The sequence below is a fragment of the Allobosea sp. RCC_152_1 genome (assembly GCF_041360765.1).
GTDB lineage: Bacteria > Pseudomonadota > Alphaproteobacteria > Rhizobiales > Beijerinckiaceae > Allobosea > Allobosea spartocytisi.
Genome location: NZ_JBFUPU010000004.1, coordinates 70,050 through 86,109, shown reverse-complemented (window position 1 = coordinate 86,109; position 16,060 = coordinate 70,050). Strand labels below are relative to the sequence as shown.

Sequence of the window (16,060 nt, the reverse complement as noted above, 5' to 3'; positions counted from 1 at the left end):
GGGATGAGCGCGCGAGGAAATCCCGCGCGGTCCCTATCGCGTCAGCGCTGCCCGCAAATCCTTGACCTGTCCGGCTGTCACGGGCGGAGCCGCATTGCCCCAGCTGTTGCGGACATAGGTCAGGACATTGGCGACATCGGCGTCGCTGAGGTTCCAGCCGAAGGAGGGCATCGCCGGCGTCGTCGGCTTGGCGGCGGTGCTGGCCGCCTGGCTGCCTTCCAGCACGACGCGGATCAGCGATGTCGGGTCGGTGCCGTTGACCGTCGGAGTCTTGGCCAGCGTCGGGAACAGAGAGGGCTGGCCCGCGCCGGAGGAGATGTGGCAGGCCGAGCAGCGGTCGAGATAGATCGCCTTGCCCGCGGTCATGGCGGCATCGGTCACCGCGACCGGGGTGGGTGCGGGCGCGCCGTCGCCCTTGACGTCCTTGAGATAGGTCGCGACGGCTGTGAGGTCGGCGTCGTCCCACAGGCGCGTCGAGTGATTGATGGCCTCGGCCATCGGGCCCGACGCGATATCGAAGCGGTTCGCTCCGGTCTTGAGATAGGCGACGATGTCGTCGCTCGACCAGCTTCCGATGCCCTTATGCGGATCGCTGGTGATGTTCGGCGCAAACCAGCTCTGCAGATTGCCGCCGCGCAGGAATTCGTCGCCCTTGTCGGCGCCGGTCAGGCTCTTGGGCGTATGGCAGGTGCCGCAATGGCCGGCGCCGTTGACCAGATAGGCGCCCCGGTTCCACTCGGCCGATTTGCTGGCGTCGGCCTGGAACTCCTTCGGCGAGAAGTTGAGGAGGTTCCAGCCGATCATCGCGGCCCGGATATTGAACGGGAAGGGGAGCTGGTTCGAGACGACGCGGTTCGAGACCGGCTCGACCTTCTGGAAATAGGCCCAGAGATCGGCGACGTCGGAATCCTTCATCGTCGCATAGGCCGGGTAGGGCATCGCCGGATAGAGACGCTTGCCGTCCTTGCCGACGCCGGTCTTCACCGCGCTGCGGAAATCCGCGTAGGTCCAGCTTCCGATGCCGGTCTCGAGGTCGGGCGTGATGTTGGACGGCACCAGCGCGCCGAAGGGTGTCTGCAGCGGCGCGCCTCCGGCGAAGGGCTTGCCGCCGGGCTTGGTGTGGCAGGCCGCGCAATCGGCCAGGATCGCCTGGTAGCGGCCGGCATTGATGCGGTCGAACAGGTCGGAGGCGAGGACTTTCGCCCCGAAGAGCGTGGCGGCCGCGAGGCCGGCGAGGAGCGCTGCCTTCTTCATGCTTCCACCAGCTTGCCGGGGTTTTTCAGATAGTGGTTGCGGATCGAATCCGCGGCCCAGAAGGCAAGCGCGCCGACCGGCCCGGTCGGGTTCTTGCCGGCGTTCTGCGGGAAGGCCGAGGCGCCGATGGCGAAGACGTTCGGTACGTCCCAGCTCTGCAGGTGCCGGTTGACCGCGCTGGTCCTCGGGTCCGTGCCCATGATCGCGCCGCCGGTGTTGTGCGTGCTCTGATAGGGCACGGAGTTCCAGCCCTTCTGCTGCTTGCCGACGACCGCCTGCTTGCCGCCGAGCGCGGTGGCGATCTCCTGCATCCGGTCGCTCACCCAATTCGACATGCGGATGTCGTTGTCCGGGAAGTCGAAGGTGACGCGCAGCAGCGGCCGGCCGAAGCGGTCCTTGTAAGTCGGATCGAGGTCGAGATAGTTGCCGCGCGTCGCATAGGAGGAGCCCTGCGACGAGAAGGTCAGGGTGTTGTTGTAATACTGCTTGGTCGCCTTCTTCCAGGCCGAGCCCCAGCGCGGCGTGCCGGGCGGCACGGGCCGATACTGGATCGGGCGGCCATTCGTCGGGATGCAGTTGATGCCGGCGCCGCCGACGAAGTTCAGCGCGCCATGGTCGAAGGCATCACCATTGTAGTCGTCCACCGTCTGGCCGAGCGCGCCGGCCGCGATGAACGGGTTCATCGACTTGCCCTCGAAGAAGACCTGCGCCGAGGCATTGGTCTGGTAGCAGTAGTTGCGCCCGACCACGCCTTCGCCGGTCGCGGGATCGTAGGGCTTGCCGATGCCCGAGAGCAGCATCAGCCGGACATTGTGCAGCCCGTAGGCGTTGAGCAGCACGATATCGGCCGGCTGCTCGAAAGTTTCGCCGTTGACGTCGATATAGGTGACGCCCGTCGCGGTCTTGCCGTCGGGCGCCAGGTTGATCTTGAGCACCTCGCATTCGGTGCGCGCTTCGAAATTCGACTTGCGCATCAGGACGGGCAGCACGGTCGTATGCGCGCTCGACTTCGAATAATTGGCGCAGCCGAAGCGCTCGCAGAAGCCGCAGGCGGTGCATTGCCCCATGGCGATGCCGAGCGGGTTGACATAGGCCTTGGACAGGTTGGCCGAGGGCGTCGGGAAGGGGTGCAGCCCCCTGGACCGCGCGGCTTCCGCGAACAGCGTCGGCGCATAGGTCATCTGCATCGCCGGCAGCGGGTATTCGCGCTTGCGCGGTCCCTCGAAGGGGTTGCCGCCCGGCTGGATCGTGCCGTTGAGGTTTCCGGCCTTGCCGGAAATGCCGGCGAGATATTCGAAGCGGTCGAAGGCGCTTTCGAGCTCGTCATAGCTCACGCCCCAGTCCTGGATCTGAAGCTCGGAGAGCCTGTCCGCGCCGTAGCGCTCGGTCAGATGCGTCTTGAGCGTGAAATCGCTCGGAAAGAAGCGCCAGGTATGGCCGTTCCAGTGCGTGCCCGCGCCGCCGACGCCGGTGCCGGGCAGGAAGGAGCCGTAGTCGCGCATCGGCAGCGCCGTCTGCGTGACGTTGTTGCGCATCGTCATCGCTTCCTGCGCCGGCTGCAGGAACAGGTCCTTGCGCACGGCATAGCGCAATTCGTCGGGGGCGTAGGCAACGTTGAAGTCGGTCGCGGTGTCGCGCCAGGGGCCGCGCTCGATCGCGACGACGTCGAGGCCGGCATCCGTCAGCTCATGCGCCAGGATCGAGCCGGTCCAGCCGAGCCCGACGATGACGACATCCTTGCGGGGGAGTTTGCGTGCCATCTGTCAGCTTCCCGCTTACTTGTCGCCCGTCTTCCACTCCGGCCGGCCCGCGATCGACAGCGGCGGCAGGGGGAAGGGCTGGTTATGGGCCGTGATGTAGTCGCGATAATCGTAGCGGGCGCCGGGGAAGCCGATGAACTTCCAGCCCGCCATATCCTTGTTGCCGCCATAGATCGGGTCGGCGAAGAAGCCTTCCATCGTGTTCTGCAGCACGAGGTTGAAGAAGCCGGCGGCGGGCTTGTAGTCGACCTTGCCGGTCTCGAAGTCCTTCAGCACCTGGTCCTGCTCGGCGGCGCCGAGATCGAAGAATGCTTTGCCGCCGAAATTCGCCCTTGTGTGCTTGTTGAGTGCGTCGAGCCCTTCCCGATAGCGCCGGGTCGGCGCCGCGCTGCCCTGATAGCCCTGCGTCGGCAGCCCGGCGGCAAAGGGGCCTTGCGTGTAGAGTCGTTCCGAGGAGCCGTAGCTGCCGGCGAGCTGACGGTCGATGAAGCCTGCGCAGCCGGCCTCCCTGCCGCCGATGCTGAGCTCGTCGGCCGGGATCAATCGGTCGACGATCGCCTCGACGGTGCGGGCTTCCTCCGGGGAGAAGACGTACCAGCGCCCGCCGGGCAGCGTCGTGGGAGGCAGGGCCGCGAAGGGCTTCCACGGCAGCGAACCGGAATGCTCCGCGGCGCGCGCCCCGGGAGCCGAGGCGATCAGCAGCAACATACTGGTGGAGGAAAGAAACTGGCGCCGACTGGGAGAGAGGGACGGCATAGATGGGCCTCGCTGGGCTGGTCTTCTGCGGCGAAGCGCCGCGGACCACATCGCCGAAACTTCACTTTGGAACGATGACAATCAACCGCGCATCGAGCGCGGCCGTCATGCGTCGAGGGCATACAAACGGACATCTTTTTGAAACCACTTCACCCGAAAGCATGATGATCGCATCGGGCGACCGCCCGGCCCTTGTTATCGCCACGGCAATATGCGACCGCCGGCCAACGCAAACCCGCCTCACGGGCCGCTGCCTTGATCACCGTCAAAGCCACCCCTCCCGACACCTCGTCTCCCGATACGCCGCAGGGCCTGCGCGCGCTCATCCGGTCCAGCGAAATCGGGATCGTCGTCCTGGCGTCGGTGGTTGGCGTCCTGGCCGGCATCGTCGTCGTCGCGATGTCGCTGGCGACGCAGTTCCTGCACGAGCTGATCTTCGGCATCGCCAGCGGCCAGCGGCTTTCGATCGCGAGCGGCATTCCGCCCTGGCGGGCCATTGCCGGGCCGGTGGCCGGCGGCCTCGTCGTCGGTTTCGCCTCCTGGTTCTTCTTCCGCCGTCGCAGCCAGCCGGTCGACCCGATCGAGGCCAACGCGCTGCATGGCGGGCGCATGTCGATGCGCGACAGCATCATCGTCGCGCTCCAGACTATCGGCTCGAGCGGTTCCGGCGCCTCGGTCGGGCTTGAAGCCGGCTACACGCAGGCCGCCAGCGGGCTCGCCTCCCATATCGGACGCCGGTTGCGCCTGCGCCGGGCGGATATGCGGCTCATCGTCGGCTGCGCTGCCGGCGGTGCGATCGGCGCCGCCTTCGACGCGCCGCTGACCGGCGCCTTCTACGCCTTCGAGCTCATCCTCGGCAGCTATTCGATCGCGGTCTTCGTGCCGGTCATGGCCGCGACCTTCATGGCGACCGTCACGCATGATCTGCTCTCGCCGGCCCTGCTCTCGGTCGAGGTGCCGGCGATTGGCTCGATCACCATCTCGGACCTGCCGCTGGTCGTCCTGCTCGGCTCGGCCTGCGGCCTCGTCGGCATCGTCGTGATGCGCGCCGCCGCCTTCGTCGAGGCGGCCTTCCGCCGCTCGCGCATCCCGACCTATCTGCGCCCGGCCTTCGGCGGGCTCGTCGTCGGCGCGCTGGCTATCTGGATTCCGTCGGTCTTCTCGGCCGGTCACGGCGCCATCAACCTCTATCTCGGCATGGATGCGAGCCTCGGCCTGCTGGCGCTGGTGCTGGTCGCCAAGGCGCTGGCCTCTTCGGTTTCGATCGGCTCCGGCTTCCGCGGCGGCCTGTTCTTCGCCTCGCTGCTGCTCGGGGTCCTGACCGGCCGACTCTTCATCGGCCTGCTCACCCCGTTCTTCCCCAATCTCGTCGGCCACGAGACCTTGTTCGCGCTGGTGGGGATGAGCTCGCTTGCCGTCTCGATCGTCGGCGGGCCGATGACGATGGCGCTCCTGGCGCTGGAGATGACGGGCAATCTCAAGCTCACCTTGGCGGTGATGGGCGCGGCTGGCGCCGCCTCGCTGGTGACGCGCCGGCTCTTCGGCTACTCCTTCGCGACCTGGCGCTTCCATCTGCGCGGCGAAAGCATCCGCGGCGCCTATGACGTCGGCTGGATCCGCGATCTCACGGCCGGCAGCATGATGCGTCTCGAAGTGCCGAAGATCGAGGCGGACGCGCCGATCGCCGAGGCCCGGCTGAAATATCCGCCCGGCTCGATCAATTATCTCGTCGCCGTCGGCCAGAACGACGCCTATGCCGGCATGATCCCGCCGGGCGCGCTCTACGAGCCCGACCCCGCGCTCGACGAGCAGGCCGCGGCCGAGCCGGCGCCGCGCACCGTGCGCCATCTCCTGCGCAACGGCGACAAGATGCTCCTCGCCAACATGTCGGTGCGCGACACGCTGAAGCTGTTCGACGAGGCGGAGAGCGAGGCGCTGCCGGTCGTCGCCGATTGCGAGAGCCGGCGCCTCGTCGGCATCCTCAGCGAGGCGCATGCGATCAAGCGCTACAGCGAGGAGGTCAGCCGCCGCAATCGCGAGCTGACGGGCGAGTAGCCTGCCTTCCCTTTTCCGCCGATGATCTGAGAAGCCGCCGGCTCAGGCCGAGCGCAGGCTTGCCTGCGCGACCACCCGCCATTCCGCGATCGGGACATCCTGCCCCGAGGTGACGACGCCGATCCGGTCGAAGCGGATGCTGCGTCCGGCGAGCCGCGCATTCACCTCCCGGATGGCTTCGGCCTTCGCCGCTGCCTCGACCGGGCCGTAGAGCAGCGAGACATGCGGCATGAAGCTCCCGAGGCCGTCTGGATCGAGCGCGCGCTTGAGCTTCGCCAGCGGCGACGAGACCGCGAAACGCGCGTAGAATGAGCGGAAGAAGGCGTCGCTTCCCTCGACGACGGCGACCGGTTCCGCAAAGGCTTCGACCGTCGCCGCGGCCTCCGCCACCGCGCGCTCCAGGGCGGCAGGGGGCGTCGGCGTGTCGCCGCGCAGTGTCAGATGCGGGGCGAAGACGGGCGTGCCGAAACGGCCCGATAATTCGCCGACGAGAGCCGCCATCATCGCCTCGTCATCGGCGGCCGGCAGAAGCCAGAGGGAATGAATTTTAGCTGTCATCCAAGTTTCACAAAGCTCTTGCATAGACTGCGCCCCGTGCGTAACATTTATTTCAAAAGGATCGGCAATGGAAGAAATATTCCAGTTCGCCGGCGGCCGGGGAAGGGCCAGGGAGTAGCTGTCTTGCAGGTGGAAACGCAGCCCAAAACCGGCAGCGGCGCGGCGATCAGCGTGCGCGGTCTCGAGGTCGCCTATAGCGGCACGCGGGTGCTGCACGGCATCGATCTCGACTTCGCGCCCGGCAGCTTCACGGCGCTGCTCGGCTCCTCCGGCTGCGGCAAGACCACGCTGTTGCGCTCCCTCTCCGGCTTCGTTCCGGTCGAGGCCGGCTCCATCGTCGTCGGCGGCAAGGATATCGCCGGCCTGCCGCCTGAGAAGCGGGGCATGGCGATGGTCTTCCAATCCTATGCGCTCTGGCCGCATATGACTGTGCTGCAGAACATCGGCTACGGCCTCAAGCTGCGCGGCAAGTCGAAGGCGGAGATCGCCGCCCGGGTCGCCGAGGTGCTGAGTTTCCTCGGCTTGTCCGGCTACGAGGAGCGCAAGGTCACGGCGCTGTCGGGCGGCCAGCGCCAGCGCGTCGCGCTGGGCCGTGCGCTCGCGATCGACCCCGGCATCCTGCTGCTCGACGAGCCGCTTTCCAATCTCGACGCCAAGATCCGCATGACGATGCGCCATGAGATCAGGGCCATCCAGCAGCGGCTCGGCCTCACCGCCGTCCATGTCACCCATGATCGCGAGGAGGCCATGACCATGGCCGACCGGCTGGTGATCATGCAGGCGGGCCATATCGCGCAGGTCGGCACGCCGGAGGAGGTCTATGACCGCCCGGCCAGTGCCTTCGTCGCCAATTTCATGGGCGCGGAGAACGTGCTGCCGCTCAAGGTGGAGCGCGGCGAGGGACAGGCTTCCATCGTCGCCGGCGACGCCCGCGCGACGCTTGCCGGCGAAGCCGCCGCCGCACTGCCGGCCGGCGAGGCGCTCGCCTATTTCCGCGACGATGTCGCAAGCCTGGGCAACCTCGATGCGCCGGCTTCGGGGGGCGATCTCGTCGTCCCCGGCACCATCGCCGCACGCGCCTATCCCGGCGGCATCTACCGCTACAAGGTGGAAGCCGCCGGCCGCCAGATCACGGTCGACGATGTCGGCCGTCACGAACTCGGAACGAAGGTCGGTCTGCGCATTCCGCTGCAGCGCCTTCACATCTTCCCGGCGACCGAGGCCGGGATTGCCGCCTGACAGGAGTCAGACACATGCGCATTATCACGCTTGCCTGCTCACTCGCTGCGCTGATTGTGGCATCGCCGCTATCCGCGCAGACCCTCAACGTCGCCTCCGCGGGCGACCAGAACATGGTCGACTACGTCAAGGACTATCTCGGACCGATGTTCGAGAAGAGCCATCCGGGCGTGAAGGTCGTCTCTGTCGGCACCGGCCCCGGCGATGCCGGCTCGCAGAAGATCTACGAGAAGCTCGACGCCCAGAAGGGTTCGGCCACGACCGATTTCGACGTCGTCGTGATCCACCAGAAGGCCGCCGGCCAGATGGTCAAGGAAGGCCTGCTCGCCAAGTACACGGCCAATGTCGACACCTCGAAGCTCGTTTCCAGCGAGACGGCGAAGAACTCGCTCGGCTCCGACGTCTCCGGCTATGTCATGCCGATGTTCCAGTCGCAGACGGCGCTCGCCTACAACGCCGACATGCTGAAGAACCCGCCCGCCAACTTCACCGAGCTGAAGGAGTGGGTGAAGAAGAACCCGAAGCAGTTCGGCTATAACGGCATCAAGGGCGGCATGTCCGGCGTCGCTTTCGTCGCCGGCTGGGTCTACGCCTTCGGCGGCGACGCCAACAAGCTGATCCAGGGCCCTTATGACGCGGCCGAGAAAGCCAAGTGGGACGCCGCCTTCGGAGAGCTCAAGGAGTTCAACAAGAACGCCGTGATCACTCCCGGCAATGCCGGCACGCTCGACATGCTCAACCGCGGCGAGATCGCGATGGGCCCGGTCTGGGTCGACATGTTCTATTCCTGGCAGGCCGACGGCAAGCTGCCGCCGAGCATGAAGCTGAAGCTCGCCTCGCCCGGCATGCCCGGCCAGCCGATGTATTATTCGGTCCCGGAGAAGTCGGCTCAGAAGAAGCTGGCCGAGGAGTTCATCGCGCTCGCCACCTCGCCGCAGGTCCAGGCCGACGGCATCGTCAAGAAGTTCAACTGGTATCCGGGCATCGACGCCAAGAACCTCGAAGGCAAGCTCGACAAGGCCGCCTGGGACAAGCTCTTCACCGACATCACCCCGGCCGATCTGTCGCAGAACGCCAAGCCCTTCCCGATCGCGCCCTACTTCAACGACATCCTCGAGGGCTACGAGAAGAAGGTCGCGAACTGATCTGCTTACGACGGGATGATGCGGGGAGACACCGCGTCATCCCGGGCTGAGCGAAGCGAAGACCCGGGATCCATGCCGGAACGGTTCAGGCATGGATCCCGGATCGGCGCGGCTGACGCCGCTTGTCCGGGATGACCTCGCGGTTCCGGATGCCCACCACCCATTCGTCGCTGAGAGCGCCGCTCGCCATGAGCCTTTCCCAACGCCAGCTCGCCTTGCTGCTGATCGCGCCCGGCCTCGCGCTCGTGGCCGCGCTGTTCATCTATCCGCTCAGTTTCTCGCTGATCTCGGCCTTCACCGGGCCGGAGGGGGGCTTCTCGCTGCAGGCCTTCGGCAAGGCCTGGGAGCTCTATTCCGGCGACGTCGTCTTCACCGTCGTCATCGTGCTCGCCTCCTGCCTGTTCACCGCGATTGCCGCGATCGTCATCGCCGGCACGCTGACGCTCGGCGAGAATCCTTACATCGTCGGCACGCTGAAGGCGCTCTATCGCTGGCCGCTCTTCATCCCCTTCATCGTCGCGGCGCAATGCATGCGCACCTTCCTCGCCAAGAACGGGCTGATGAACAACACCTTTGTCTCGCTGGGCCTGATGGAGCCGCTGCAGGCGATCAGCTTCCTCGACTGGCGCGGCATCATCGCGACCTTCGTCTGGAAGCAGACGCCCTTCGTCGCGCTGCTGCTCGCAGGCGCGCTGGCCTCGATCGACCGCGCCACGCTCGAAGCTGGCCGCAATCTCGGCGCCTCGCGTCTGCGCGTGATGATCGAACTCGCCTTGCCGCAGGTGATGCCGACGCTGCTCGTCGCGCTGGTCCTGTCCTTCGTGACGATGCTCTCGGTGCTCTCGGTGCCGATGATGGTGGCGGGCTCGCAGCCGACCATGCTGACCGTCGACATGGCCTTCCGCATCAATGCCTATGGCGACTACGCCACGGCCAACGCGCTCGGCGTCATCACCTATCTGATCTCGGCCGGGGCGGCGATCATCTATCTCAAGCGCGGCATGGCGAAGGAGGGCACGCCATGATGCGCCTTGCTTCCACCGTGCGGGCGACGCTCGCCGCCTTCCTGCTCGCCGCCTTCGCCTTCGTGCTGATCGGCCCGCTCGCGAACCTCGCGCTCTGGTCGGTCGCCGAGCGCTGGTACACGCCCTACAAGCTGCCGGTCGTCTACGGCACGCGCTACTGGGAGCAGGTCTTCCGGCCGACCGGCGACGCCATGGCTTCGCTCGGCACCTCCGTCTGGATCGCGGTGCTGACGGTCATCGTCGCGCTCGCGCTCTCGATTCCCGCCGGCTACGCGCTAGCGCGATTGAAGCTGCCGGCGCGCGCCTTCTTCATGATCCTGTTCCTGCTGCCGCAGGCGTTTCCCTCGGTCGCGATCTACATCAACGTCGCCCGCATCTTCTACCAGCTCGGCATCAACGGCACGGTCTTCGCCGTCGTGCTGGTCCATGCCGCCCACGGTCTCGTCTATTCCGTCTGGATCGCGGCGGCCGCCTTCGGCGCCGTCGACCGGGACCTGGAACTGGCGGCCCGCAATATCGGCGCCTCGCCGCTCAAGGCGTTCTTCTCGGTGACGCTGCCGCTGGCCGCGCCCGGCATCATCGCGAGCGGCATCTTCGTCTTCCTGGAATCGCTCGACGAGTTCACCGGCACTTTCTTCGTCGGCGTGCCGCAGGTCACGACGCTGCCGCTGCTGCTCTACAACGCGGCGATGGGCGGCAATTATCAGGTCGCCTCGATCACGGCGCTGATCCTGCTGGTGCCCTCGGTGCTGTTCATGCTGTTCATCGAGCGCTTCCTGCGCGCCGATGTCCTCGCCAAGGTCGGTGCCTGAACGGCATCGGCCCATTGTCCGGCGTCTCCGGCGGGCGTAAGCGCTTGTCGATGACGAGCGGTCAGAGATTAGCCTTCGACCTGCGCCAGCTCGCGGTCTTCTGCGCCGTCGTCGAGACGGGCAGCATGACCAGGGGCGCCCGCCAGCTCGGCCTGACGCAATCGGCCGCCTCGCAGCTCGTCGCCGCGCTGGAGAAGGCGATGGGCGTTCCGCTGATCGACCGCGATATCCGCCCGCTCCGCGCCACCATGGCCGGGCGACTGCTGGCCGAGCGCGGGCAGGAGTTGCTGCGGCAGGCGCATGAGCTCCACACCGCCGTGCGCCTCAATGCCCGCGACGCCATTCCGGCGCTCAGGATCGCGATGATCGATTCACTCAGCACGACGCTGGGGCCGGATTTCATCCGTGAATTGCGCAAGAGCTTTCCGCGCTGCGCCTTGATCGCCAATCCGCGCGAGCTCAGCGAGCAGCAGTTCAACGCCCGCCAGATCGACATGATCGTCGGCGTCGACTTTCTGCAGGAGGTCGAGACGGCGATGGCGATTCCGCTGCTGGCGGAGCCTTTCGCGCTGGCCTTGCCGGCCGAGTGGGACATGGAGGTCGGCAAGCTTTCCGATCTGACCGGCCGCAGCATGATCCGCTACACGCTGCGCACCAGCACGGGCCGGCAGGTCGAGCAGGCGCTGAGCCGGCTGCGGCTCGACTTCCCGCGCGAGGTCGAGAGCGATACCGCCGAGACGGTGCTGACCATGGTCGCGGCCGGCCTCGGCTGGGCCATCACCACGCCGCTGATGGCGCTGCAGGCCCGCTCGCGCCTGGCCGGCGTGCGCCTGCTGCCGGTGCCGGGGCTGAGCCTGCGGCGGCGGGTCGATCTCTATGCCCGCAAGGGCGAGCTCGGCGCGATTCCCCAGGAGATCGCCGCCATCCTGCACACACTCGTCCAGGACAAGCTCGTGCCGGAATTGCGGGAGGTCGCGCCCTGGATCGGCGACGGCTTGCGGGTTTTCCCCCAGCCCCGCGGCTGATGCGCTTCAGGCCTTCGCGCCTGCCGAGCCGAGATAGTCGACGGTGCAGGCGATGTGCAGCTTCATCACCGCGATCACCTCCTCCAGCGTCGCATGCTCCTCATCTGTGCCCATGCTGATCGGGGAGGGGCCGCAGATCAGCGCCGGTACGCCGCGCCAGCGCCAGTAGCGTGTGTCGGTGCCGCCGAGGCTTGAGACGGGCGGTGCGTCATGGCCGAGCAGGTCGCGGATATTGCCGCGCAGGATATTGGCCATCTCGCTGAAGGGGTCGGTCAGGCTCGCCGGATAGCTGTGGTCCTCGTTCACGACCATCTCGCAATCCGCCTCGCGGGCGAGGGCTTCGAGATCGGCGCGGATCGCGTCGCGGTCCGAGCCGATGGGCACGCGCATGTCGAGATGAGCGATGCAATGCGTCGGGATCTGCGTCGCCTTCTGCCCGCCCTGCATGATGCCGACATTGACGGTGATGCGCCGGGCGATGTCTGCGGCACCTTTCCCAAGATTGTGGTCGGCCGCCGCGATGGTCTCGGGCGAGGTCAGCACCGCGTCGATCTCGGGCGGCAGCGTCGCGAGCTTGAGGTGGTAGCGGTCATAGATCAGGGTCACCAGCCGGCTGACATCGGCGATGGGGTTGCGGGCCCGGTGCGAATAGCCGCCATGGCCGCCGATGCTCTTTGCCGAAAGCGAGAAGCGCAGCGTGCCCTTTTCGGTGAAGCGCAGATTGGAGAGGCCGCTCGGCTCGCCATTGAGGCAGCAATCGCCGACCATCTCGTTCTCGAAATTGTCGAACAGGAATTTCGTGCCGTAGCGCCCGCCCGACTGCTCGTCGGAGACGACGGTCAGCGTCAGCGCGCCGTTCAGCCAGCCGCGATAGGGGTAGAGCCAGCAATAGGTCAGGATCGAGGCGAGCGTGCCGGTCTTCATGTCGGAAGCGCCGCGGCCCATGATCTTGCCGTCGACGATCTCGGCCTCCCAGAGCCTCTCATTGGTGACCGGGAAGATGTCCATATGGCCGTTGAGCACGAGATGGCGGCCGGGATTTCCGGTCTCCCAGCGGCCGATGATGTTCGGCATCTCCGGCGTGAAGGCCTCGGTGCGATGTGGCACGCCCGCCTTGTCCAGCAGCTCGCGCACGAAGTCTGCGGCCTCGCGTGTATCGCCTGGCGGATTGACGCTCTTGATGCGCAGGAAGCGTTGCAGCAGCGCCAGAATCTCGTCGCGGCGCGCATCGACGGCCTGGAGCAATTCGGCCTTGAGCTTGGCGGGGTCCCTGGTCATCGTGCTACCGGCAGCTTGCATGGTTGGATCGTCGATGGCGCGATCCAACCATGGCGAGGCTCGTGGCTGGCTCTTCATGGTAAAATCTAATGAAGAGCATCAACTTGCCTTCTTCTGTGGTGGGGGGCTCTGCCCTCAGCCCTTGCCGCGCAGTGACATGCCGCGGGTGATCTCGGTCTTCTCCAGCCGGCAGGCGACGCAATAGGCCGGGTTGAAGACGTTCGCGACATCGTAGCGCACCGCCTGTCCGAGCAGATGGCTGGCCTCGACGGCATCGACGCCGAGATCGGCCTGGATCCAGCGCAGCATCTCGGTGGTCGCGAATTGCAGCGGCTGGTCGAGCGGGCGCCCGGCGGCGATGACCAGCAGATCGGTCGCGGTCTCGCAGCGCGGCCAGCGCAGGCCCTGCTGCTTGCGCAGCTCGACGCGGAACTCGACCTCGAACGAGGTCTCGACGCCGGTGCCGGCGATCTCGCCGTCGCCCTGGCAGGCATGGCCGTCGCCGAGGAAGAACAGGGCGCCGGCCGCGAAGACCGGGAAGGCGATGGTCGCGCCCGGGCCGAAGAACCGATAGTCCATATTGCCGCCATAGGGGCCGCTCGTCGCCGTCGAGATCGCCTGGCCGCGCTCGGGCGCGACGCCGAAGCAGCCGAGCATCGGCTCGAGTGGGAAGCTCCACTCCTTGATGCGCGGCGAGGGATCGAGCAGCTTCACCGTGCCGGCTTGCGCATCGATCGCCCACTCATAACGCTCGCGCTTCGGCAGATCGGCCAGCGCGGCCGGGTCGAGCACGCCGGGCGCCAGCGGCGAATAGGTCCAGCCGGTGCCGCGATTCGGCGTCATCCGCTCGATCGTCACCAGCAGCGCGTCGCCGGGCTCGGCGCCGGTCACGAAGAACGGACCGGTCATCGGGTTGCCGCGCGGCGCCTTCTGGCCGCCGTCATGCCCGACCCCGGCCGCGTCGAGCGTCGTCGTGACGACGCTGTCGCCGCTTGCGATTTCCAGCACGGCCGGCAGGGTGCCGATCACGTTCGAATACTGCGTCGGCTGGAAATGATGGCGCGTCATGACGGACCTCTGCTGCGGCAAGCTTACGCGAAGCGGCGATCCGCTCCGTGGTGAAATCGTAAGGAAAGAAGCGCGGCCGGGAAGGGGCAATGACGGCAGGGCGCCCTGCTCGTTTCGCCGGGACAGGTCGGTGCCGAGTGGGAGACGCATGGATCGCCCGCCCGGCGCGGCGACAAAGGGAAGGCGATCGGCGGCCTGTCATCAGCCTGTCGCAAGAGGGCTTGCAGAAGCACCTTCCCCATCTTCTGCACCCGATGTCGATGTTTCGTTTCCTGGCCCTTCGCAGTCTGCGCGCTTTGCTGACCATCGCGATCTGCGTGTCGGCCGTGTTCCTCGCCTTGCGCCTGGCCGGCGACCCGGCCGAGATCATGCTGCCGAGCGATACGCCGCCGGATGTGCGGGCTCATTATCGTGAGGCCTGGGGCCTCGACCGGCCGCTGGCCGAGCAATATCTGCGCTATGTCGCCAGCGCGGTTCGCGGCGATTTCGGGCTGTCCTTCGCCGATGACCGGCCGGCCTTCGCCGCCGTGGTGGAGGCCCTGCCGAAGACCTTCCTACTCGGCTCCTCCGCGCTGATGCTGGCGCTCCTCGTCGGTCTGCCGCTCGGCGTCCTCGCCGCCTTGCGCCACAACCGCGCCGCCGACCGGCTCGCCATGGCAGTGGCGGTGTTCGGCTATGCCATTCCCGTCTTCTTCCTCGGCATCCTGCTCATCCTGCTCTTCGCGCTGAAGCTGCGCGTGCTGCCCTCGGCCGGCTCGGACAGCCTCTGGCACCTGATCCTGCCGACGGTGACGCTCGGCCTGCCGCTCGCGGGAAGGCTTGCGCGCTTCGCCCGCACCGCGACGCTGGAAGTGTTGGGCAAGCCCTATATCCGGGCGGCGCGCGGACGCGGCGTGATGCCGCTTCGCGTGATCATCCGGCATGCCCTGCCCAATGCGGCGGTGCCGCTGCTGATGTTCATCGGCATCGAGATCGGCCATATCCTCGCCGGCAGCGCGGTGGTCGAGACCATCTTCGCCTGGCCGGGGGTCGGCCGGCTCCTGGTCGATTCGGTTTCGACGCGCGACCTCGCCGTGGTCCAGGCCGTGATCTTCACCGTGACGGTCATCATGGTCGGCGCCAATCTCCTGGTCGATATCGTGCATATCCTCATCGATCCCCGGCTCGGCGGCTTCTCCCGCGCCCTTGGGAAACAGGCCTGATGGCGGCCGTCGACCTTTCCGCCGCGCCGGCGCCGGCCACCCGCGCCTCCGGCAACCGGATGTCGCCGGTCGTCAAGCTCTCGGCCGGTTTCCTGCTCGCCGTGGTGCTGGTCGCGCTGCTCGCGGATTGGCTGGCGCCGCTGCCCTACACCGCGCAGAACCTCGCCGCCCGGCTGAAGCCGCCTCTCACGGAAGCCGGGGGCACGACCCACTGGCTCGGCACCGACCAGCTCGGCCGCGACATCCTGAGCCGGATGATCTTCGCGGTCCGCACCTCGATCCTGATCGCCGTGATGGGCACCCTGATCGGCGCCATGTTCGGCACGCTGCTCGGCTTCATCGCGGCGCGGCTGCGCGGCTTCGTCGACCAGGCCATCATGATGCTGGTCGATGCCCAGGCGGCGATTCCGGCGCTCTTCCTCGCGCTGACCATGCTGGCCTTCTTCGGCAACAACATCGTCCTGTTCATCATCCTCGTCAGCATCGACGGCTGGGATCGTTATACGAGGCTGGCGCGCGGGCTCGTCGTCTCCGAACAGGAGAGCGACTACATCAATGCCGTCGAGGCGCTGGGTGCGAGCCCCTCGCGGGTCGTCCTGCGCCATCTCCTGCCCAATATCGCCGCGGCGCTGGTGGTTCAGGCGACGCTGAACTTCCCCGGCACGATCCTGCTAGAAACCTCGCTCTCCTTCCTCGGGCTCGGCGTGCAGCCGCCGGGCACCTCGCTCGGGCTGATGCTCGGCGAGGGCCGCCGCTACCTGCTGAACGCCTGGTGGATCGCGATCTTTCCGGGCCTGACGATCTTCCTGACGACGCTGTCGATGAGCCTGTTCGGCGACTGGCTGCGCGATCGTTTCGACCCGACCAGCGAGAGGCACTGACG

Annotated in this window: 14 protein-coding genes; 8 read left to right on the top strand and 6 right to left on the bottom strand. The window is 67.0% G+C overall.

The genetic code is table 11. The features are described from left to right. Positions 1–33: 33 nt before the first annotated feature. From AB6806_RS15165 to AB6806_RS15155, 3 genes are read right to left on the bottom strand one after another with little or no spacing between them, the layout of a single operon-like run. Complete coding sequence (locus AB6806_RS15165) at positions 34–1,254, bottom strand: c-type cytochrome (protein WP_370954861.1); 1,221 nt, start codon at positions 1,252–1,254, stop codon at positions 34–36. Then, positions 1,251–3,014: a GMC family oxidoreductase gene (locus tag AB6806_RS15160; protein ID WP_133565967.1), complete on the bottom strand. Its 1,764-nt coding sequence runs from the start codon at positions 3,012–3,014 to the stop codon at positions 1,251–1,253. The genes AB6806_RS15165 and AB6806_RS15160 overlap by 4 nt, the downstream gene beginning before the upstream one ends. A 15-nt stretch (positions 3,015–3,029) precedes the next feature. Further along, the gene (locus AB6806_RS15155; RefSeq protein ID WP_370954860.1) at positions 3,030–3,722 is read right to left on the bottom strand and encodes a gluconate 2-dehydrogenase subunit 3 family protein; all 693 of its coding nucleotides are present in this window, start codon (positions 3,720–3,722) and stop codon (positions 3,030–3,032) included. 303 nt (positions 3,723–4,025) lie between these two features. On the opposite strand from AB6806_RS15155, the gene AB6806_RS15150 reads away from it, so the two are divergent. Next, positions 4,026–5,825, top strand: a complete 1,800-nt coding sequence (locus AB6806_RS15150; RefSeq protein WP_370954859.1) for a chloride channel protein — start codon at positions 4,026–4,028, stop codon at positions 5,823–5,825. Positions 5,826–5,867: 42 nt separating this feature from the next. Here the strand turns inward: AB6806_RS15150 and AB6806_RS15145 are convergent, their stop codons facing one another. Continuing rightward, positions 5,868–6,383, bottom strand: coding sequence for a 2'-5' RNA ligase family protein (locus tag AB6806_RS15145; protein WP_162737829.1), 516 nt, complete (start codon positions 6,381–6,383; stop codon positions 5,868–5,870). Positions 6,384–6,512: 129 nt separating this feature from the next. Between AB6806_RS15145 and AB6806_RS15140 the strand changes: the two genes are divergently transcribed. The 5 genes from AB6806_RS15140 to AB6806_RS15120 all read left to right on the top strand — a co-directional run bounded on the left by AB6806_RS15140 (position 6,513) and on the right by AB6806_RS15120 (position 11,629). Then, positions 6,513–7,622: an ABC transporter ATP-binding protein gene (locus AB6806_RS15140; protein WP_465247224.1), complete on the top strand. Its 1,110-nt coding sequence runs from the start codon at positions 6,513–6,515 to the stop codon at positions 7,620–7,622. 14 nt (positions 7,623–7,636) lie between these two features. Beyond that, positions 7,637–8,767, top strand: coding sequence for an ABC transporter substrate-binding protein (locus AB6806_RS15135; protein WP_142022231.1), 1,131 nt, complete (start codon positions 7,637–7,639; stop codon positions 8,765–8,767). Between the two features lie 188 nt (positions 8,768–8,955). After that, on the top strand, positions 8,956–9,792 hold the full coding sequence (locus AB6806_RS15130) for an ABC transporter permease (protein WP_142022230.1): 837 nt from the start codon (positions 8,956–8,958) through the stop codon (positions 9,790–9,792). After that, complete coding sequence (locus AB6806_RS15125; RefSeq protein ID WP_142022465.1) at positions 9,792–10,604, top strand: ABC transporter permease; 813 nt, start codon at positions 9,792–9,794, stop codon at positions 10,602–10,604. Before AB6806_RS15130 ends, AB6806_RS15125 begins: the two co-directional genes overlap by 1 nt. 50 nt (positions 10,605–10,654) lie before the next feature. After that, complete coding sequence (locus tag AB6806_RS15120; RefSeq protein WP_142022229.1) at positions 10,655–11,629, top strand: LysR family transcriptional regulator; 975 nt, start codon at positions 10,655–10,657, stop codon at positions 11,627–11,629. 6 nt (positions 11,630–11,635) lie between these two features. On the opposite strand, the gene AB6806_RS15115 is transcribed toward AB6806_RS15120, so the two are convergent. Together AB6806_RS15115 and AB6806_RS15110 are read right to left on the bottom strand one after the other, a co-directional pair. Next, on the bottom strand, positions 11,636–12,928 hold the full coding sequence (locus AB6806_RS15115) for a M20/M25/M40 family metallo-hydrolase (RefSeq protein WP_185747966.1): 1,293 nt from the start codon (positions 12,926–12,928) through the stop codon (positions 11,636–11,638). A gap of 114 nt (positions 12,929–13,042) precedes the next feature. Continuing rightward, positions 13,043–13,975 (bottom strand): acetamidase/formamidase family protein, encoded by a 933-nt coding sequence (locus AB6806_RS15110; protein ID WP_370954857.1) that lies wholly within the window; start codon positions 13,973–13,975, stop codon positions 13,043–13,045. A 260-nt stretch (positions 13,976–14,235) separates the two neighbouring features. Between AB6806_RS15110 and AB6806_RS15105 the strand changes: the two genes are divergently transcribed. Both AB6806_RS15105 and AB6806_RS15100 read left to right on the top strand, forming a co-directional pair. Next, positions 14,236–15,177, top strand: coding sequence for an ABC transporter permease (locus AB6806_RS15105; protein ID WP_113253158.1), 942 nt, complete (start codon positions 14,236–14,238; stop codon positions 15,175–15,177). Further along, positions 15,177–16,058 carry an ABC transporter permease gene (locus tag AB6806_RS15100; RefSeq protein ID WP_142022226.1) on the top strand — a complete coding sequence of 294 codons (882 nt, stop codon included), beginning with the start codon at positions 15,177–15,179 and terminating at the stop codon, positions 16,056–16,058. Before AB6806_RS15105 ends, AB6806_RS15100 begins: the two co-directional genes overlap by 1 nt. The last annotated feature ends 2 nt before the right edge of the window (positions 16,059–16,060 follow it).